At 59.8% G+C, this 15104-nt stretch carries 14 protein-coding genes and 1 tRNA gene; 9 read left to right on the top strand and 6 right to left on the bottom strand.

The window, feature by feature from the left end; all coding sequences use genetic code 11:
* Positions 1 to 45: 45 nt before the first annotated feature.
* The 3 genes from BKX96_RS22755 to BKX96_RS22745 all read left to right on the top strand — a co-directional run bounded on the left by BKX96_RS22755 (position 46) and on the right by BKX96_RS22745 (position 3474).
* A complete protein-coding gene (locus BKX96_RS22755) occupies positions 46 to 1800 on the top strand; it encodes a L,D-transpeptidase family protein (protein WP_077185525.1) in 1755 nt (584 codons plus the stop codon).
* Positions 1801 to 1905: 105 nt separating this feature from the next.
* The gene (locus BKX96_RS22750; protein ID WP_077185603.1) at positions 1906 to 2694 is read left to right on the top strand and encodes a WaaZ-like lipopolysaccharide core biosynthesis protein; all 789 of its coding nucleotides are present in this window, start codon (positions 1906 to 1908) and stop codon (positions 2692 to 2694) included.
* A 120-nt stretch (positions 2695 to 2814) separates the two neighbouring features.
* Positions 2815 to 3474: a ribonuclease T2 family protein gene (locus tag BKX96_RS22745; RefSeq protein ID WP_046817872.1), complete on the top strand. Its 660-nt coding sequence runs from the start codon at positions 2815 to 2817 to the stop codon at positions 3472 to 3474.
* On the opposite strand, the gene BKX96_RS22740 is transcribed toward BKX96_RS22745, so the two are convergent.
* Complete coding sequence (locus BKX96_RS22740) at positions 3475 to 3945, bottom strand: PH domain-containing protein (protein WP_046817873.1); 471 nt, start codon at positions 3943 to 3945, stop codon at positions 3475 to 3477.
* A gap of 211 nt (positions 3946 to 4156) precedes the next feature.
* On the opposite strand from BKX96_RS22740, the gene BKX96_RS22735 reads away from it, so the two are divergent.
* Positions 4157 to 5728: a sensor domain-containing diguanylate cyclase gene (locus BKX96_RS22735; RefSeq protein ID WP_077185524.1), complete on the top strand. Its 1572-nt coding sequence runs from the start codon at positions 4157 to 4159 to the stop codon at positions 5726 to 5728.
* Positions 5729 to 5908: 180 nt separating this feature from the next.
* On the opposite strand, the gene BKX96_RS22730 is transcribed toward BKX96_RS22735, so the two are convergent.
* Positions 5909 to 6208 (bottom strand): hypothetical protein, encoded by a 300-nt coding sequence (locus BKX96_RS22730; RefSeq protein ID WP_046817875.1) that lies wholly within the window; start codon positions 6206 to 6208, stop codon positions 5909 to 5911.
* 157 nt (positions 6209 to 6365) lie between these two features.
* On the opposite strand from BKX96_RS22730, the gene BKX96_RS22725 reads away from it, so the two are divergent.
* Together BKX96_RS22725 and BKX96_RS22720 are read left to right on the top strand one after the other, a co-directional pair.
* Entirely contained in the window at positions 6366 to 7160 is a 795-nt protein-coding gene (locus tag BKX96_RS22725) for an exodeoxyribonuclease III (protein WP_046817876.1), read from the top strand.
* Between the two features lie 112 nt (positions 7161 to 7272).
* On the top strand, positions 7273 to 8100 hold the full coding sequence (locus BKX96_RS22720) for an arylamine N-acetyltransferase family protein (RefSeq protein ID WP_046817877.1): 828 nt from the start codon (positions 7273 to 7275) through the stop codon (positions 8098 to 8100).
* A 67-nt stretch (positions 8101 to 8167) separates the two neighbouring features.
* Here the strand turns inward: BKX96_RS22720 and BKX96_RS22715 are convergent, their stop codons facing one another.
* Positions 8168 to 8491, bottom strand: coding sequence for a BrnA antitoxin family protein (locus tag BKX96_RS22715; protein WP_046817878.1), 324 nt, complete (start codon positions 8489 to 8491; stop codon positions 8168 to 8170).
* Between the two features lie 325 nt (positions 8492 to 8816).
* Between BKX96_RS22715 and BKX96_RS22710 the strand changes: the two genes are divergently transcribed.
* Positions 8817 to 10334 (top strand): nucleobase:cation symporter-2 family protein, encoded by a 1518-nt coding sequence (locus BKX96_RS22710; protein ID WP_046817879.1) that lies wholly within the window; start codon positions 8817 to 8819, stop codon positions 10332 to 10334.
* 138 nt (positions 10335 to 10472) lie between these two features.
* Here the strand turns inward: BKX96_RS22710 and BKX96_RS22705 are convergent.
* Positions 10473 to 10548, bottom strand: a tRNA-Asn gene (locus tag BKX96_RS22705).
* A 230-nt stretch (positions 10549 to 10778) separates the two neighbouring features.
* Between BKX96_RS22705 and BKX96_RS22700 the strand changes: the two genes are divergently transcribed.
* Positions 10779 to 11009, top strand: a complete 231-nt coding sequence (locus BKX96_RS22700) for a hypothetical protein (protein WP_046817880.1) — start codon at positions 10779 to 10781, stop codon at positions 11007 to 11009.
* Here BKX96_RS22700 and BKX96_RS22695 read toward each other — a convergent pair.
* Both BKX96_RS22695 and BKX96_RS22690 read right to left on the bottom strand, forming a co-directional pair.
* Complete coding sequence (locus BKX96_RS22695) at positions 11006 to 11209, bottom strand: hypothetical protein (RefSeq protein WP_046817881.1); 204 nt, start codon at positions 11207 to 11209, stop codon at positions 11006 to 11008. The genes BKX96_RS22700 and BKX96_RS22695 overlap by 4 nt on opposite strands.
* A gap of 238 nt (positions 11210 to 11447) precedes the next feature.
* Entirely contained in the window at positions 11448 to 12644 is a 1197-nt protein-coding gene (locus BKX96_RS22690; protein ID WP_077185523.1) for an amino acid aminotransferase, read from the bottom strand.
* 353 nt (positions 12645 to 12997) lie between these two features.
* On the opposite strand from BKX96_RS22690, the gene uvrB reads away from it, so the two are divergent.
* On the top strand, positions 12998 to 15013 hold the full coding sequence (uvrB, locus tag BKX96_RS22685) for an excinuclease ABC subunit UvrB (protein WP_046817883.1): 2016 nt from the start codon (positions 12998 to 13000) through the stop codon (positions 15011 to 15013).
* The last annotated feature ends 91 nt before the right edge of the window (positions 15014 to 15104 follow it).

The following is a 15104-nucleotide window of genomic DNA, read 5'->3' as shown; positions in this document are numbered from 1 at the left end:
GAGTTGGACGCTAGCCCTTTGATTACAGGTGATTAAGGATTATCCATGGGTCAATTAACAAGGTTATTCGTCATAAGCCGTGTATTTTTTATGGTCTTTCTGATCAGCGGCACTGCCATGGGTGAAACTTCGCCGATCGTGCAGGTATCTCCGACGCCAGTGACTGTGGTCGGTGCTGCACCCGATGATGTCGTTGGTCAGGCGATCCAGGCGCAGCTCGAACCTTTGCAATCTTCATTCCCGCCACTGTTGACCTCGCAAAAACATCGACGGGTGGATGTCGCCCGGGTGGTCCTGGATTTCTATTCGCATCGCAATTACCGCGCGGCCTGGACGAACGGTCAGGATGTCAGCCAATTGCTCAAGGGGCTTGATGACACCCAGGCCGATGGCCTGGTGCCCGAGGATTACCGGGCTGGCGAGCTGGCCCAGGCGCAACTGGCGCTGCAGGCCACGGCGCCGACACCGGCGCAATCGGCGGCTTTCGACATCGCGGCCACCCGTACCTACATCACGGCGCTGCTGCAGTTGCGCCGTGGCAAGGTGGATCCGGCGCGGCTGGATTTTCACTGGAACTTCGAACCCGAGGGCATCGATCCCCGCGAGGACATGAATAGCTTCTTTACTGCCCTGGACGATCATGACGTGGCTCGCGCGTTCGCCCAGGCGCCACCCCAGGAGGCGGTTTATCGCAGCCTGCGCGAGAGCCTTGCGCAGTTGCGCCGGATTCGTGACGCAGGTGGTTGGCCGAAAGTCGCCGAGGGGCAGTCGCTCAAGCCCGGCATGGACAATGCCGCCGTCCGGCAATTGCGCTCACGCCTGGTGGCGGCCGGGTACCTGGACCCGCGCAAGTCCAGTCGCACCGATTACGACGACAGTGTCATTGCCGCGGTGAAGAAATTTCAGCTCGAACAATACCTAGGCGCCGATGGCGTGGCGGGGGCGTCGACGCTGGCGGCGCTGAATGTGCCGGTCGAGGCGCGAATCGACCAGGTGCGGGTGAACATGGAGCGGGCGCGCTGGTTGCTCTATAAGCTGCAAGGCACCTTTGTCATCGTCGATATCGCCGGCTACAAGGTCGCCCTGTACCGCGACGGCAAGCCGATCTGGCGCTCCCGGGTGCAGGTTGGCAAACCATTTCGCAGTACGCCGGTGTTCCAGTCGGAAATCACCTACATCACGTTCAACCCCACCTGGACTGTTCCGCCGACGATTCTGGTCAAGGATATGCTGCCCAAGATCCAGCAGAATCCGGGCTACCTCGCGGCCAACCGGATACGCGCCCTGGACCGCGAAGGCAATACACTCGATCCGTCGAGCGTCGACTGGTCCAATGCACGCGGCATCACACTGCGCCAGGACGCCGGCCCGGAAAACTCGCTCGGGCAGGTGGTCATCCGGTTCCCCAACGACTATGCGATCTACCTCCACGACACGCCCCATCGCGAGTTGTTCGCCAAATCCATGCGTGCCACCAGCTCAGGCTGTATCCGGGTGGAGAATCCGTTGCAACTGGTCGAATTGCTGTTCAACGACCCTGTGCGCTGGAATACGGCGGGTATACAAAAACAACTGGCCAATGGCAGGACCGAAAACATCAAGCTTCCCGTCAAGGTGCCCGTGCTGTTGGCCTATTGGACGGTGGACCTGAATACCGACGGACGGGTGACGTTCAAACCCGACGTTTACGGTTACGATTCGCCGGTGCTGCGACTCTTGAACCAGCCGTCCAAATTGCCCGCCCTTGAATTGCAGCGTGCAGAACCGCCACTGGTGGTAACAGGCCAAGATAAATCGTAGCTCCTGATGTCCTGCACAGAAGCAAATTGTAGGTTCATCCGTTGAAAACTATCGACATGGAAGCGGGTCACAGTTGATCAATAAACAGGGATGGGGCCGTTGAGGATGGATGTTGCCGATAAAAAAATGACACACATCACGGGTTCGCTTCGGGTGCATGATCTGGATGAGTGCCGCAACACTCAAACAGGTCCGGTGTTCATCGTGGCGTCGGGCGCATCGGCAAAAGACTTTCCATTGCACAAGTATGCTGGCGTTCCGATGATCACCATGAACGGTGCCATTTCGAAATTCATCGGGACGGGTATCAGGCCGTATTTCTATGTCTGTACGGACCAGGGCTTTTCCGAGCAGCAACCGGAGCTGTTCACCGAAGCGATGCGCATCAGCGAGCGGGTTGCATTGTGGGAAAAACATATCTGGCACACGTCGGTAAAACCCCAGGGCAAGCTGTACTTTCTGACCCGGGCCCCCAGGCTTTCGTGGAGCGATTTCTTCAGGACAGACAAGGACTTTGTCAGGGGCCGCAGGCTAGGCAGCGCCCGCAACAAGACTCTCGGCTTCAGCAAGAATCTGAAACGCGGTTTTTTTGACGCCCGCACCGTTGCCTACCTGGCTTTGCAGCTTGCCTACCACTTGGGATTTACCCGGGTGTTCCTGGTCGGCGTCGACCTGGACCCGACGGCGGGGCGCTTCTATGAAAAGCCGGGCCGGTTCCTTTCGCCCTGCGTGCTCGATGAGCATTTTCATACGAGAATCCTGCCGTCCTTCAAGATCCTGTCGCAGCAGGTGGTGAATGAGGATTTTCAGGTCCACAACCTGTCCGATATCTCGAAAATACCACAGCGACTAATCCCCCGGTTGACGCTGCAGGAGCTCGACAGCTTGCTCTGACTGATCACACTGCATAATCATTTCTACTCACTCTCGTGGTGCGAAAGCGCGTGTAGCTATGCCAAAGTAGCGGCTTTTGATCGACCCGTCGTCGGTCAGCCACCCTGCGGGAGCGTGCCGATGAACAGACTTCATGCCGTGGTCGCGCTGATCCTGTTGACGCTCGCCAGCGTCGGCACGAGCAGCGCCCGGGATTCGCGAAATGGCGGACCGGAATCCGTGGCAGGGGTGTTCGATTACTACCTGTTGGCGCTGTCCTGGTCACCCACGTATTGCCTGACCCACGCTGACGACGCGCAATGTTCCGGCCAAGGCTACGGTTTTGTGCTGCACGGCCTATGGCCGCAATACACCCGGGGTGGCTGGCCGAAGTCTTGCGCGCCGAGGCTAAAGCTCTCGGCAGAGGAGCGAGCCAAGGGCTTGACGCTGTACCCGTCGAGGAAATTGCTCGAGCACGAATGGGCCAAGCACGGCACGTGCAGCGGCCTCGGCGCCGACGGTTACCTGGAGGCTTCCGACAAGGCCTTGGGCGCGGTGAGGATTCCCGAGCAGCTGCAACCGTTGAGCAGCACGCATTACTTTGCCGCTGCGGACATTGCGCGGATGTTCCGCCAGAGCAATCCGGGGATACCGGTGGATGGCGTCGTGGTGATCTGCAAGGGGCCGCAGTTGTCGGAGGTTCGCGTCTGCATGGACAAGGACCTGGCGTTTGCCTCGTGCGGCAAAGGCGTGAAAAGCCAATGCCGCGCCGGGGATATTCGGGTTCCAGCGTTGCGCTGATTATCCGAGCGCCAGTCCTGCCTGTACCACTGACAGCAAATTGTTTTCAGTCAGCGCCACCGCATCCGGCCGCGTTGCGGCTTGCTCGAGCTCTTGCAGCCACCAATGTGTTGCACCGTGTTCGTCCACGGTGCGCACCAGGGCAAGTTCATTGCCCTGACTGTGAATTTCGACCCGCCCCTCGCCATCTGCCGTAAAACGCGCAACAGGGTCGAAGGTGATGCTGTGGTGATTGGCGCTGATCACCAATTGGTCGATGGCATAGTCGAAAGTGTCGCCCAGCGGGTGACTCTCGTACACGTGAGTAGGGTTGCGCCGCAGGACCATGCCGGCCTCGGTCAAGGGCTGTAGCCAGGCCTCGATCCGTTGATACAGCGCATAGACCTGGCCCGGCCAGCTGTCGATCGCCTGATCCGTGCTGGCAAGCCGGGTCTGTTTCAGTTTTATCGCGAGCTCGTCTGCCTTGCTCATTTTCAATTCCCTGACGTGGTGTAAGACACATCGTAGCTCCTTGACGGCGATGTGGCTGTTGTCCTGGGTCATGCCACCGAGGGTTTCCTGGCGGGACAAGCAACCATTTGGCATCTGTTGTCCTTTTCCCGTTTGGAACATCGTAGACTTGGCGGCCGAAATCAGGGGGCATGGGCGTCGCTCATGCCTTGCCTTTTCAGGGGAGCGCTCTTTGCCACCACGCCTTGATGACCTGTACCACGCCCCCGGCGTCGCCTTGAAACGCATTCCACTGCGCAAGGCTGCGGTGTTGTTTATCGGCACGGTGTGCCTGTGTCTGTGCGGCCTGCTTTATTTGCAACTGGAACAATCCCGACGCCACGACCTGAGCCAGGCCCAGATTGCGTCGTCGAACCTGGCGCGGGCCATGGCACAGCAGGCCGAAGACACTTTCATGCAGGCCGATCTGGTGCTGACCAGCCTGGTGGACTGGATCCAGACCGACGGATTCGGCCCTGCCCAGCGTCCGCGCTTGCAGAAAACCTTCGCCCGGCGGGTGCAGGTGCTCGATCAATTGCACGGCATCCTGCTGTTTGATCAAAAGGGCCAGTGGGTCGTCACCTCATTTGCAGCACTGCCTCGCGGCAACGGCGTGGCAGACCGCGAGTACTTCAAGTTTCACCAGCAGAACATCTCGTCCGTGGCGCATATAGGCCCGGCAATCCGCAGTCGGGAAAACGGAGAATGGATCATTCCAGTCTCCAAGCGGGTCAATGATCGCAATGGCCAGTTCCAGGGAGTGCTGCTGGCCGGGATAAAGATGTCGTACTTCGAGCAGTTCTTCAAAAGCTTCAGTATCGACGACAACGGCACGATGTTTCTGGCGTTGACCGATGGCACGCTATTGGCACGCCGGCCCTATGTGCAGGCGCAGATCGGTACATCGTTGGCCAAGGGGGAAATCTTCCAGGACCTTTTACCGCGGGCGACTTCCGGCAACGCGATGTTCGCATCCGAGGTGGATGGCATTGTCCGGCTGTATGGCTATCGGCAGCTGGAGGCCTACCCGCTGGTGGTCTCGGCGGCATCCTCCCGGGACTCGATCCTGGCGGGGTGGTACGACACGGCGGTGCGTTCCAGCGCAATCGTCGTGCTGGTCATGCTGGGGGTCGGTCTGATCGGCTGGGTGTTCATTCGTCAGGTGCGTGTCGGTGAGCAGGTCGAGGCGGATTTGCGCAAGGCTCAACACGCGCTGGAACTGATTGCCACCCACGACAGCCTGACCGGCCTGGCCAATCGAAGGCTGTTCGAGCGGGCCCTCGATATCGAATTCGGTCGCGGCGCCCGGAAAAACAGTCCGCTGAGCCTGATCATGCTCGATATCGATTTCTTCAAGCGCTACAACGACACCTACGGTCACGTGGTGGGTGATCACTGTTTGGCCGAAGTGGCGCGGGCCGTGAAAAGCTGCTGCCACCGCAAGGCCGATCTGGCGGTGCGTTACGGGGGTGAAGAGTTTGCGGTGTTGCTGCCCGATACCGATATCCGTGGTGCCATGACCCTCGCCGAACAGATTCGCCACAGCGTCATGGGCAAGAACATCAGCCACACGGGCTCGCCTACCGGATTCGTGACCGTCAGCCTGGGTTGCTATTCGTTCGTGCCGACGGGGCGTGACAGCATGGAAGTGTTCATCCAGCGCGCGGATGCTGCGCTGTATCAGGCCAAGCACTCGGGCAGGAACCGTTCGGCGGTGTTATCGATGGAGAGCGAAGCCCAAGCGCTGATGCGATCGGATCGTTGATGTGGGGCCGACCGTCCTCCTCTCGGAACTTGTGTAATTGATCGTCTAGCGTTCCGGTAGCTCTACCGCTCCCGGGGCCGAGACGTTGAATGACTAGTGGAATCCGCCGGCGGTCAGGCAGATGTAGGTACGGGGCAGAAGGCAGCCGAGGCTGAATCACCATCGGCTGCCTTTACGCGTTCAGCTGCCCGTCCCGCCGCCAGCCCCACCGGTCCCGCCACCGGCCCCGGTGCCCCCTCCGGCACCCGAACTGCTGCTGCCACCGGCACTGCCACTCGAAGAACCGGTGGCGCCACCGTCACCGGCGTTGCCGCCCGAGGGCGAACTCGGGGTGTTGTCGGGCGGCATGACCGGGCCACTGGTTGCACCGGATTTAGTGCCCGTCGCGTCCGCGCCATCGCCGGACGCCGCGAAGGTGGCCAAGGGGGCCGCGCAGAGCAAACCGGCGAGAAACAGCGAAGTGAGTTTGGTATTGATCATGGTCCGTCTCCAAAAAATGAGTCGTTACCTGAAGTTGGTGTGAAGGGCGGGGCGCTTGGTGCCGACTGGATGACGAGCGGCACAGGTTGTGATTGACCGAACAGCTGGCAGGCGGTGTGGTCACACCCAATAGGCCCAGCCAAACGGGACGGTGGTCATGAAAAAGCTGCGAATCGCGACGTTCAACGTCAACGGCATGCGGGCCCGCCTGCCGAATCTATTGGCCTGGCTTGAGCGCGAGCAGCCGGACATCGCCTGTCTGCAGGAACTCAAGTCGGTCGACAGTGCGTTTCCCGCCGCGCAGTTGGAAGCTGTCGGCTACGGGGCGATCTGGCAGGGGCAAGCATCGTGGAACGGGGTGGCGATTCTGGCCCGGGATGCGCAGCCGCTGGAAAGCCGCCGAGGCCTGCCCGGCGATGACGACGATACCCACAGCCGTTATCTGGAAGCAGCCGTCCATGGGGTGCTGGTGGGGTGCCTGTACTTGCCCAACGGCAATCCGCAACCGGGGCCGAAGTTCGATTACAAGCTGGCCTGGTTCGAGCGCCTGATCCAGTACGCGCAGTCGCTGCAGGGCAGCGAGCATCCAGTGGTGCTGGCGGGTGACTACAATGTGGTTCCCACCGACCTCGATATCTATAACCCGCGTTCCTGGCTCAAGGATGCCTTGTTGCAACCCGAGAGCCGCGAGTGTTATCAGCGTTTGCTGGACCAGGGCTGGACCGATGCCGTGCGTCACCTGTATCCGCAGGAGAGGGTCTATACCTTCTGGGATTATTTTCGCCAGCACTGGCAGAAGAACTCCGGGTTACGCATCGATCACCTGCTGCTCAACCCGGCCGCGAGTCCTTACCTCGAGGAAGCCGGGGTCGATGCCTGGGTACGCAACGAACCCCATGCCAGTGACCATGCGCCCACCTGGATTCAATTGGGCTCGCGCAAGCGTCGTTGATTTTTCCAGCCGACCGATTGGCTAAATCAATTGTCGGTGATCGCCCTTCATCCCTTATACATAGCCTCCCCTGGCGGAGCGATCCGCAGCTTGCGTGCATAAGGATCAAGCGATGAGCGAGCCACGTCTGACACACCTTGCGTCATACCTGCAACGATTGGGGTTCGACGCTTCCCCGGCGCCGACTCTTGAAACCCTGCGCCTGCTTCAATTGCGCCACACCGGCGCCTTTGCGTTCGAAAACCTCACGACACTGGCGGGCGAGCCGGTGCGCATCGACCTGGCGTCGATCGAGCAAAAGGTCCTGCAGGATGGACGCGGCGGTTACTGCTACGAACTCAACTATCTGTTCCTGGCCTTGTTGCAGGCCCTTGGCTACGACGCGCGGGGCATCAGCGGGCGTGTGGTGATGGGGCAGCCGGAGGGCGCCTGGACCGCTCGTACGCACCGCTTGAGCCTGGTGACGCTCGACGGCGTGCGCTACATCACCGACGTCGGCTTCGGTGGCATGGTGCCCACCGCGCCGCTGTTGCTCGACAGCCGTGATGAACAGTCGACGCCTCACGAGCCCTATCGCCTCGAGCAGCATGCCGACGGCTACACCCTGCGTGCCAAGGTCGCGGATGAATGGCGCGCGATGTACATCTTCGACCTGCAACGCCAGGAGGATATCGATTACGCCGTCGGCAACTGGTATGTCTCGACCCACCCCGAATCATCCTTCGCCCGGCAATTGATGGTGGCGCGCACGGGGGAGGGTTGGCGCCGTACCCTCAATAACGGCAGCTTTGCGATCCATCGCATCGGGCATGACAGCGAACGTCGGCAAGTGGCCGATGTGCAGGCGTTGATCGACATACTGGAAGGTGAGTTCGAGATTCGTGTGCCGACCCACGCGACATTGATGCGCACACTTGAGCGTTTGATAGCGCCGCAATAGGTGGCTCATCGTGCACACAAAAAAGGGGCGGATTGGATCAAACTGCCCTTTTTTCGTGCCTGTGGCCTTACGGCCGGGCTTCGGGCTCCATCACCCGCTGAATTTCGCTAAGGGCCTGCGCTAGCTTTTTTTCCAGGCCTTTCAGGTCAGAGGCGCTGATGCCTTTTTTCAGGTGCCTGCAAGCACTGGTCTCGGTCTTGCCATGCTCGCTCAGCAACGCCCGGCGCAGCGTGTTGTTGATCGCGGTCTGGTAGCCATACCCCTCGCTTTCCGCGAGCGCACGTGCCGCCTCGATGACGACGTCGTCGAGCATGATGGTGATACGGGTCTTGCCTTTGCCGGGGGCGACTGCCCCACGACTGGCATGGCTGAAGTCGTACTCGTCTTTCATGGGTCAAGCCTCCAGATACTTTGTTGGCTGCGTTCTTCGCCTTGTGATACTGAATTTCGAATGGCTTATTTATGCATACTTTATATGTATATGGAAGGCGGCGATCACTACCGATGGTCGCCATGAACTCAAAAGACCAGTGGGCGCAGGAGAATGGGTCGCAAGGATGTATTTCAAGGTTTTGTGCGAGAAGGCGCGCAGTGGCACACAGTCTGCATGAACGACCGTTCATAATTTGACTGGCAAGTTGTATACAACTCTATGGACATTTGTCCTGAGTATTGAATACAGTGTACGCATAACAAAAACCAGGGAACCCCCTAACATGAAAACGCCCCATGTTTCACACCAACGGCCTGAAGATGAAAATCTCGGGATCGGCGCGAATATGGCTTACGGCCTGCAACATGTTCTGACCATGTACGGTGGCATCGTCGCGGTGCCTTTGATCATTGGCCAGGCGGCCGGCCTCTCGCCGGCGGACATCGGATTGTTGATTGCTGCTTCATTGTTTGCGGGGGGGTTGGCCACGTTGCTGCAAACCCTGGGTCTACCGTTTTTCGGTTGTCAGTTGCCGCTGGTGCAGGGTGTGTCGTTTTCCGGCGTCGCGACCATGGTGGCGATTGTCAGCAGTGGAGGCGAGGGCGGGTTCCAGTCGATCCTCGGGGCGGTGATAGCCGCGTCCCTGATCGGGTTGCTGATTACGCCGGTGTTCTCGCGAATCACCAAGTTCTTCCCGCCGCTGGTCACGGGAATCGTAATCACCACCATCGGCCTGACGCTGATGCCGGTGGCGGCACGCTGGGCCATGGGTGGCAACAGTCACGCCCCTGACTTTGGCAGCATGGCCAATATCGGCCTCGCAGCGATGACACTGGTGCTGGTGCTGTTGTTGAGCAAGATCGGCAGCGCCACCATCTCCCGGTTGTCGATCCTGTTGGCGATGGTCATCGGTACAGTCGTCGCGGTGTTCCTTGGCATGGCGGATTTCTCGTCCGTCGGCCAGGGGCCGATGTTTGGTTTCCCGACCCCGTTCCATTTCGGCATGCCGACCTTCCACTTCGCGGCGATCCTGTCGATGTGCATCGTGGTCATGGTGACGTTGGTGGAGACGTCGGCCGATATCCTGGCCGTGGGTGAGATCATCGACACCAAGGTCGATTCCAAGCGTCTGGGCAATGGTCTGCGTGCGGACATGCTGTCGAGCATGATCGCGCCGATCTTCGGTTCCTTCACCCAAAGCGCCTTCGCCCAGAACGTCGGGCTGGTGGCGGTGACCGGCATCAAGAGCCGCTATGTGGTAGCCACCGGCGGCCTGTTCCTGGTAATCCTCGGCCTGCTGCCGTTCATGGGGCGCGTCATCGCCGCCGTGCCGACCTCCGTCCTCGGCGGGGCCGGTATCGTACTGTTCGGCACCGTCGCGGCCAGCGGCATTCGTACGCTGTCCAAGGTCGACTATCGCAACAACGTCAACCTGATCATTGTCGCGACCTCCATCGGTTTCGGCATGATCCCGATTGCCGCGCCGAACTTCTACGATCACTTCCCAAGCTGGTTCGCGACGATCTTCCATTCGGGCATCAGTTCTTCCGCGATCATGGCGATCGTGCTCAACCTGACCTTCAACCACCTCACCGCCGGTAATTCCGACCAGCAATCGGTGTTTGCGGCCGGTACCGAGCGGGTGTTGCGCTACCAGGACCTGGCGGCGTTGCGTGAAGGGGATTACTTCAGCGACGGCAAGTTGCACGACTGTGATGGCAAGGAGATTCCGGTGATTGAGGTGGATCACGGGCATGGCGAGCCACGCGCGGTGCATGCCAAAAGCAGTGAGCATGTCTGACGATTTGAAAGCCTAAGGTCAAAAGATCGCAGTCTGCGGCAGCTTCTACATGCCGCAGGCTGCGATCTTTTTGCTTTTCCATCGGCCACAAAAAAGCCCCTGAATCTTTCGATTCAGGGGCTTTTCGATATTGCTGTCTGGCTCCACGACCTGGACTCGAACCAGGGACCCAGTGATTAACAGTCACTTGCTCTACCAACTGAGCTATCGCGGAATGGCGCCTATGTTACTGATTCAAAAAGAGAAGTCAAGCATTTGATAATGACGGGAGGGTTTTCTCGGGACGGACGGTGGTTTATCGGTGATTGGCGGTTACCGGAATCGCTGGCGGGGGCTAACATGGCTGCCCGGAAGTGGTTCCACGCGCTGCCGGCCATTCGCCGATAAGGTACGTGCCATGACTTGCTTGACCGCCACAAAATCCCGACACAGTGGGGTGTTCCCATGAGCATCGCGCAAATCAGCCTGCCCAAGGGTGTCGGCCCGCACGCCGAAAAACTGTTCGATGCAATCACGCAGGCCAGCAACGCTGATGAGTTGAATCGCGCGGGGGGTAAGGCCGAAGGTTTTGTCCTCGGCCTGGAAAGTACCAAGGCGATCAAGAGCCAGGTCGCTGAATCGCTGTATGTCGCCTATGACGACGCTGCCAGCCAGCGCGCGACCGAACTGGCCTAACCGCCGAAAGTGATGGTGCCAAGCATCAGTTTGGCGTAGAGCGCCGTAGCACCCAGCTGCACCAGCCACAGGGCCAGGCCGCCGAGAAACACGCCGGCAGCGACTTGCATCACCAGGTTGTTGCCGCGTTGTTTGGCCGGGGCGCGGGGGATGAAGTCATCCAGGTCGTCGCGGTCGGCGCGCAGGTTATCGTTTTTCATATCGGCTCTCATAAAAAATCCCGGGTGTACACGAAACCTGTGGGAGCGAGCCTGCTCGCGATGAGGGCATCACATTCAACATTGTTGTTGGCAGGACAATCGCTATCGCGAGCAGGCTCGCTCCCACAGTGGATAGATGTGTGCAGTTTAGAGGGGTAGGTCTAGGCTTTGAGAATTATCTGCGACAAATAAAAAACGGGAAGCCCAAAGGCTTCCCGTTTTTCGTACCACGCGAACGTCAGATCACCTGGACAATCGCATTCGTCACAACCTTGATGTTGCTCTGGTTCAACGCCGCCACGCAGATACGGCCGGTGTCCAGGGCGTAGATGCCGAACTCGTTACGCAGGCGATGCACTTGTTCAACGGACAGGCCGGAGTAGGAGAACATGCCGCGCTGACGGCCGACGAAGCTGAAATCGCGTTGCGGCGCGTTTTTCGCCAGGGTGTCGACCATCTGGGTGCGCATGCCACGAATGCGCAGGCGCATTTCAGCCAGCTCGGCTTCCCACTGGGCGCGCAATTCCGGGCTGTTGAGCACGGCAGCGACGATGCTTGCGCCGTGGGTCGGCGGGTTGGAGTAGTTGGTGCGGATGACGCGTTTGACTTGCGACAGTACGCGCGCGCTTTCTTCTTTCGATTCGCTGACGATCGACAGGGCGCCTACGCGCTCGCCGTACAGCGAGAACGACTTGGAGAACGAGCTGGAGACGAAGAAGGTCAGGCCCGATTCGGCGAACAGGCGCACGGCAGCGGCGTCTTCGTCGATGCCATCGCCGAAACCTTGATAGGCCATGTCGAGGAACGGCACGTGCCCTTTGGCTTTCACCACGTCCAGGACGTTGTTCCAGTCCGCCGGGCTAAGGTCCACGCCGGTCGGGTTGTGGCAGCAGGCGTGCAGGACAATGATCGAGCCGGACGGCAAGGCGTTCAGGTCTTCCAGCAGGCCGACGCGGTTCACGTCATGGGTGGCGGCATCGTAGTAGCGATAGTTCTGCACTGGGAAACCGGCGGTTTCGAACAGCGCGCGGTGGTTTTCCCAGCTCGGGTCGCTGATCGCCACGACGGCGTTTGGCAGCAGTTGCTTGAGGAAGTCGGCACCGATTTTCAGTGCACCCGTGCCACCAACGGCCTGGGTAGTAATGACGCGGCCAGCGGCGATCAGCGGCGAATCATTGCCGAACAGCAGTTTTTGCACGGCCTGGTCGTAGGCGGCGATGCCGTCGATTGGCAGGTAGCCACGGGAAGCGTGTTGAGCGACGCGAATGGTTTCGGCTTCGACAACGGCGCGCAGGAGTGGGATTTTCCCCTCCTCGTTGCAATAAACACCGACGCCCAGGTTGACCTTGTTGGTACGGGTATCGGCGTTGAATGCTTCGTTGAGGCCCAGGATTGGATCGCGTGGTGCCATTTCGACAGCGGAGAACAGGCTCATTTTTGCGGCGGCTCTGAATGGAGAGTGGAGGGACGTGTCGCGCTCCAGCCGAATGCACTAGAGCGGTGCACAAACGGGGAGCTAGTATAGAGGCCATCCGCGAGTGATGGCGACAGACGAATCGGCTTTTACGGTAAGTTTTTCCGATTATTTTTCGACCGTTAGTCGAATGCCTGCGTCAAAGACTTCAAGGGATGTAGGACGTTTGCCTTGAAAGCGCGGGCAATCGGCTCCACATTGAGCACAATCCAGTATTTTCTTCGGGCGACCTGCGTCGTTTGCGGCCTTTCTCGTTTCTGCCGATTTTACCGTGCAGGTGCGATATCCCTGCTCCGAGAACCGAGAGGTAGTTCATGTCTGAATTCCAGCTAGTCACCCGTTTCGAGCCCGCCGGCGATCAACCGGAAGCCATCCGCCTGATGGTCGAGGGCATCGAAGCCGGGCTTGCGCACCAGACGTTGCTCGGTGTAACCGGCTCGGGCAAGACCTTCAGCATCGCCAACGTGATTGCCCAGGTGCAGCGTCCGACCCTGGTGCTGGCGCCGAACAAGACCCTGGCCGCGCAGTTGTACGGCGAGTTCAAGGCGTTCTTCCCGAACAACGCCGTGGAATATTTCGTTTCCTACTACGACTACTACCAGCCCGAAGCCTACGTGCCGTCCTCGGACACCTTCATCGAGAAAGACGCCTCGATCAACGACCACATCGAACAGATGCGCCTTTCTGCGACCAAGGCATTGCTCGAGCGCAAGGACGCGATCATCGTCACCACAGTGTCGTGCATCTACGGTCTGGGCAGTCCGGAAACCTATCTGAAGATGGTTCTGCACGTGGATCGCGGCGACAAGCTCGACCAGCGTGAATTGCTGAGGCGCCTGGCCGACCTGCAATACACCCGCAATGACATGGAGTTCGCCCGTGCGACCTTCCGTGTGCGCGGCGACGTGATTGATATCCACCCGGCGGAATCGGATTTCGAAGCGATCCGCATCGAACTCTTCGATGATGAAGTGGAAAGTCTGTCGGCGTTCGATCCACTGACCGGTGAAGTGCTCCGCAAGCTACCGCGCTTCACATTCTACCCGAAAAGCCACTACGTGACGCCCCGGGAAACCCTGATGGGTGCCGTCGAAGGGATCAAGGTCGAGTTGCAGGAGCGCCTGGAATACCTGCGTTCCAACAACAAGCTGGTGGAAGCCCAGCGTCTGGAGCAGCGCACCCGGTTTGACCTGGAGATGATTCTTGAGCTGGGCTATTGCAACGGCATCGAGAACTACTCGCGCTACCTGTCCGGCCGCGAAGCCGGGGCGCCGCCTCCTACCCTGTACGATTACCTGCCGGCCGACGCCTTGCTGGTAATCGACGAATCCCACGTCAGCGTTCCGCAAGTTGGGGCGATGTACAAGGGCGACCGTTCGCGCAAGGAAACGCTGGTGGAATATGGCTTCCGCCTGCCGTCGGCGCTGGACAACCGGCCGATGCGTTTCGACGAGTGGGAAAGCATCAGCCCGCAGACGATTTTCGTCTCGGCGACACCGGGCAACTATGAAGCCGAGCACGCCGGGCGCGTCATTGACATGGTGGTGCGTCCGACCGGGCTGGTGGACCCGCAAATCGAGATTCGCCCGGCACTGACCCAGGTCGACGACTTGCTGTCGGAAATCACCAAGCGCGTCGCGCTGGAAGAGCGAGTGTTGGTCACGACGCTGACCAAGCGCATGGCAGAAGACTTGACCGATTATTTGGCCGACCACGGCGTGCGCGTACGCTACCTGCACTCGGACATCGACACCGTGGAACGGGTGGAAATCATCCGCGATTTGCGCCTGGGCACCTTCGATGTGCTGGTGGGGATCAACCTGCTGCGCGAGGGCCTGGACATGCCGGAAGTGTCGCTGGTGGCGATCCTCGATGCCGACAAGGAAGGATTCCTGCGTTCCGAGCGTTCGCTGATCCAGACCATCGGCCGGGCGGCGCGTAACCTCAATGGTCGGGCGATTTTGTATGCCGACCGGATCACCGGCTCCATGGAGCGGGCGATCGGCGAGACCGAGCGTCGCCGCGACAAGCAGATCGCCTTCAACCTGGCCAACGGCATCACGCCCAAGGGCGTGTTCAAGGACGTTGCCGACATCATGGAAGGCGCTACCGTGCCGGGTTCGCGCAGCAAGAAGCGTAAAGGCATGGCCAAGGCGGCCGAGGAAAACGCCAAATACGAAGCCGAATTGCGCTCACCGGGCGAGATCGCCAAGCGCATCAAGGCGCTGGAAGAGAAGATGTACCAGCTGGCACGTGACCTGGAGTTCGAAGCGGCGGCGCAGATGCGCGACGAGATTGCCAAGTTGCGCGAGCGCTTGATCACCGTCTGAAAGAGCAGGGGGCAACGTTGACCTGTAGGAGCTGGCTTGCCAGCGAATCGATGGTGGCCCTGATGCCGCCTTCGCTGGCAAGCCAGCTCCT

Origin of the sequence: Pseudomonas putida (assembly GCF_001976065.1) — a bacterium.
In the GTDB taxonomy this organism is placed as follows: domain Bacteria; phylum Pseudomonadota; class Gammaproteobacteria; order Pseudomonadales; family Pseudomonadaceae; genus Aquipseudomonas; species Aquipseudomonas serbica.
The sequence above is the reverse complement of the archived record's forward strand: the minus strand, read 5'-3'. Positions and strand labels throughout refer to the sequence as shown.

Bases quoted from the DNA above. Each gene is read 5' to 3' on its own strand.
- BKX96_RS22755 (WP_077185525.1), top strand. From the start codon at position 46: ATGGGTCAATTAACAAGGTTATTCGTCATAAGCCGTGTATTTTTTATG.
- BKX96_RS22750 (WP_077185603.1), top strand. From the start codon at position 1,906: ATGGATGTTGCCGATAAAAAAATGACACACATCACGGGTTCGCTTCGG.
- BKX96_RS22745 (WP_046817872.1), top strand. From the start codon at position 2,815: ATGAACAGACTTCATGCCGTGGTCGCGCTGATCCTGTTGACGCTCGCC.
- BKX96_RS22740 (WP_046817873.1), bottom strand. From the start codon at position 3,945: ATGAGCAAGGCAGACGAGCTCGCGATAAAACTGAAACAGACCCGGCTT.
- BKX96_RS22730 (WP_046817875.1), bottom strand. From the start codon at position 6,208: ATGATCAATACCAAACTCACTTCGCTGTTTCTCGCCGGTTTGCTCTGC.
- BKX96_RS22725 (WP_046817876.1), top strand. From the start codon at position 6,366: ATGAAAAAGCTGCGAATCGCGACGTTCAACGTCAACGGCATGCGGGCC.
- BKX96_RS22720 (WP_046817877.1), top strand. From the start codon at position 7,273: ATGAGCGAGCCACGTCTGACACACCTTGCGTCATACCTGCAACGATTG.
- BKX96_RS22715 (WP_046817878.1), bottom strand. From the start codon at position 8,491: ATGAAAGACGAGTACGACTTCAGCCATGCCAGTCGTGGGGCAGTCGCC.
- BKX96_RS22710 (WP_046817879.1), top strand. From the start codon at position 8,817: ATGAAAACGCCCCATGTTTCACACCAACGGCCTGAAGATGAAAATCTC.
- BKX96_RS22700 (WP_046817880.1), top strand. From the start codon at position 10,779: ATGAGCATCGCGCAAATCAGCCTGCCCAAGGGTGTCGGCCCGCACGCC.
- BKX96_RS22695 (WP_046817881.1), bottom strand. From the start codon at position 11,209: ATGAAAAACGATAACCTGCGCGCCGACCGCGACGACCTGGATGACTTC.
- BKX96_RS22690 (WP_077185523.1), bottom strand. From the start codon at position 12,644: ATGAGCCTGTTCTCCGCTGTCGAAATGGCACCACGCGATCCAATCCTG.
- uvrB (WP_046817883.1), top strand. From the start codon at position 12,998: ATGTCTGAATTCCAGCTAGTCACCCGTTTCGAGCCCGCCGGCGATCAA.